The 3,567-nt window shown below is 63.7% G+C and carries 2 protein-coding genes; both read left to right on the top strand.

Annotated features, from left to right (window positions below; genetic code table 11):
- Positions 1-320: 320 nt before the first annotated feature.
- The gene (locus BGIM_RS0143120) at positions 321-2,903 is read left to right on the top strand and encodes a beta strand repeat-containing protein (RefSeq protein ID WP_020475788.1); all 2,583 of its coding nucleotides are present in this window, start codon (positions 321-323) and stop codon (positions 2,901-2,903) included.
- 431 nt (positions 2,904-3,334) lie between these two features.
- On the top strand, positions 3,335-3,567 hold a 233-nt coding region (locus BGIM_RS67600; RefSeq protein ID WP_040892100.1), incomplete at its 3' end, for a hypothetical protein.

The raw sequence follows: 3,567 nt of genomic DNA, 5'->3' as shown, positions 1-3,567 counted from the left end.
GACGCGGAGTCTTCGGAGCGGAGCGCGGACTTCCGGCGTGAAATCGCTGATCGCAATGGCAATTATTTGACACAGGAAGTTCGCGCTCCGCTCCGAAGACTCCGCGTCGCGGCTTCACGGGTTCGGATGATGTGTTGCAATCGACACACGCCGGAAGTCCGCGTTCCGTGGCGAAGACTCCGCGTCGCGGCTTCACAAATGCGAATTACCCATTATTCCCATTTTCGCGCATTCAGGTAAACTCAACAAATCGATTCGTCACCCCCCACGTTCGATTTTTCATTCTGGCGGCCCGCCCGCCTTGCCTAAAAGGGTTAATCATGAGCCTCCGTCCCTCCGTCCGTCGTCGCGGCCTGTTGCAACTCGAAACACTGGAGCAACGGGAAAACCCGGCCGGAACTCTCACGACCGCTGTCACCGGCGGCGTCCTCACCATCACCGGGACGGATGATGCCGAGTCGTTCATCATCAAGCAGCTTCCCGGAGGCCTGCTCTCCATCACCGGGGAGAACAACACGGTGGTCGGCGGAACAGCCAACGGGAACACGACCACGGCAGGGGCCATCACTTCCGTCAAGATGATGCTCAAGGGGGGCGACGACTCCGTCTCGCTGGACACCGGCTTCGCCTTCAATCTCCCCGGCGCCCTGACCATCGACGGCGGGGACGGCGCCAACACCGTGACCCTGACCACCACCGCCAGCCCGATCACCCTCGGCGGATTCTCCTACACCGGCGGCGAAGGGGCGGACAGCATCAGCATCGGCCAGCTTGGCGCGGGCGCCGCCACGGCGATCAACGGCGCCTTCAACGTCTCGGCGGGCAACGGCGCCACCTCGATCGGCCTGACCAACGCGACTGTGGCGGGCGATGTGACGGCCAAGTCGGGCATCGGCATCGACACCCTGCAACTCACGACAGTGACCGCCTCGAAGAACCTTAATTTCGACGCGGGCTTCGGCGACAGCACCCTGAGCTTGCTCGGCACGACCGTCGTCACCGGCGGGGGGAGCTACAAAGCCCTCGACGGCGACGACACCCTCAATCTCGACAACGCGACCATCAACGGCAAAACCGGCCTGACCGTCGCCGGCGGTCGCGGCGACGTCACGTTTAACGCGAACGATGAAGTGGTCGTCTCGGCCGGCGGCGTGACTCTCACGGGGACCGAGGGGACGACGAACATCGTCGCCAACACCGGCTCCTTCACCACCTTTGGCGATCTGAAGGCGAGCAATCTGTTTGTCAATCTCACCAACAACACCACCAGCACGACCGTGGGCGGTGTCACTCACGACGGGCTGACGGTCGCCAATCTGGCGCTGACCGCCGGGGATGGCCTGACGGTCGACGGTTCCGGTGATTTTAACATCTCCAAGAACCTCACCCTCGCGGCCACGTCCCCGGTTGGCACGATCTCCTCGGCCGATTTCGAGTCGCTTCAACTGGGCGGCAATCTGGCCTCCACGAGTGTCGGTGACCAATCCGTGATTTTGGAGAAGGGATTGGTCGGCGGCAGCGTCAGCTTGGTCAGCAAGAAAAGCGGCGCCCAGTTAAGCAAAGGGGGCCTCGACGACCTGACCTTCAACAAGGGCATCACCGTCAACGGACTTATCAGCGCCTCTGTTCAGTTCTTGGCGTCGCCGCCGCCGGCGACGGTTCCCCCGACTCCCGTGACGGCACTGATCAAGGTGGGCGGGGATATCACCGCGACCAGTTCCGTCGGCAACGCGGGGCTCTCCACGGCGAATGCGAATTTGCAACTGGCGGGCGGCATCAAGCTCGCGGGCGCGAGGCTGGCGGTTCTGAATATCAACGCGGTCGGGGGAACCGGCGCCACCGTGGCCAAGGATGTGTCGGTGACCTCCGCCGGAGGCGGCGCCCAGGCCGTCATCAACTCCGACGCGGCAACGCTGTCCGGCAAGCTGACCGTCAGTGGGGCGACAAATGCCACCCTGAACGCAGTCAGTATCGGCGCGGTGACGCCGCTGACGATTGCGAAAGACGTGTCGGTGACCGCCGTTTACGGCGACGCGTTTGCCGGGATGGTCGCCACCGGCGCCTTCTCGCTCGGCGGCAAGTTCACCGTGACCGGCGGCCACAACACCAATGTCCAACTGACCAACAGCTCGGCAACGGCGTCAACCATCGCCGGCGACAGCGCGTTCTCGGCGACGCGCGGCTCGGCCAACCTGATGGTGAACGGCGGTCCCAAGACATTCAACGGCAACGTGAGCTTGAAGGGATACTCGGTGTCGGTGAACCAGAACACGACCGGCGCCGCCACCACCTATGCCAAGAACCTGACGGTCACCGGCGGCGCCGGGAACGACCTCGTCCAGATGGGGAACCTGTTCACCGTCACCGGCGACTCGAACTTCAACCTGGGCGACGGGCAGAACAACGTCATCCTTTCCAGCACATCAAACGCCACCGACTTCGGGGGCAAACTGACCGTGAAGACCGGCAACGGCAACGACACGACAACCTTCGTGAACGTGCAGGCGGCCGGGGACGTGTCGGTCACCTCGCTGGCCGGGAATGACGTGGTCTACGTGGATGGCGGCACTGATATGACCACGGGCGGCGGATCGACATTCGCCAAGACCTTCACGGCCGACACCGGCGCCGGGGACGACATCATCGACCTCGGCAGCGGGGTCGGCGTGCCGGGCGGCCCGGCCGCCACGTTCACGGGCAAGGTGACCATCAAGACCGGCGCGGGCAACGACAAACTCATCCTCGGCACCAAAACCGGGGTTCCCTCCAACGGTGACGCCAACAGCATCCCGGTGTTCCTGGCCGCCGGCTCGACCATCGACGGCGGCCTCGGCTTCAACACCCTCGGCGCGGACAACCTGACCTTGCCGCTGACCAACCTGACCGTGACCAACTTCGTGTGATTCTTGGTTGTTTTTGTGAAACCGCGACGCGGAGTCTTCGCAGCGGAGCGCGGACTTCCGGCGTGAAATCGATGCTCGCAATGGCAATCAGAGCAGAGTTCTGGTTAGTGTGGCGGCCCACAGAATCGATTAGCCTTCTCTTACTCGCCACACGCCTCCGAACTCGGCCATTGCCCGTCGGGGAGCCGTTGGACCACCGGGAATCGCGGTACCCTCGCTGGCGCGTCGGGCTATGACTGCGGGTGGTTCCGGATGAAAAGATGTGACCGCTTCCCAAACCCAAAGCCCGGTGCAACCATAGCCCGACGCGCCAGTTTTGAAGTTGCGCTTTTTGCTGAGGAGAGTGGGCCGGGATAGAAAAACGAGACTCCCCCGGCCGGATCGGTTGGGCCGTGAGGCCGGGTGATCACCAACCGGAAGGAGTCTCGGTCATGATTGTGCAAGAAGGACTCCCCGGAATCAAACAGTTTCTTCGTCCGGCCGGCCTGAGTCCCCGGGCGCTCGGCCTGGTGATTCGTTGCGTGGCGGCGTTTTGTTTGCATTGGGGGCGCATGAGCGCCTCGCAAGCCTCGGGGTCGGTGGCCTCGGAGCCGCGTCATCGCGCCCAGATCAGCCGGTTTCTCGGCCGCAAGGGCCTTCGCCAACGGCCGCCGCTGGCTCTGGT

This window comes from Zavarzinella formosa DSM 19928 (assembly GCF_000255705.1).
Lineage (GTDB): Bacteria > Planctomycetota > Planctomycetia > Gemmatales > Gemmataceae > Zavarzinella > Zavarzinella formosa.
This window is presented reverse-complemented; position numbering and strand designations above follow the sequence as displayed.

What these genes read in the sequence shown, in the direction of transcription:
- BGIM_RS0143120 (WP_020475788.1), top strand. Translation starts at nt 321, where the DNA reads ATGAGCCTCCGTCCCTCCGTCCGTCGTCGCGGCCTGTTGCAACTCGAA.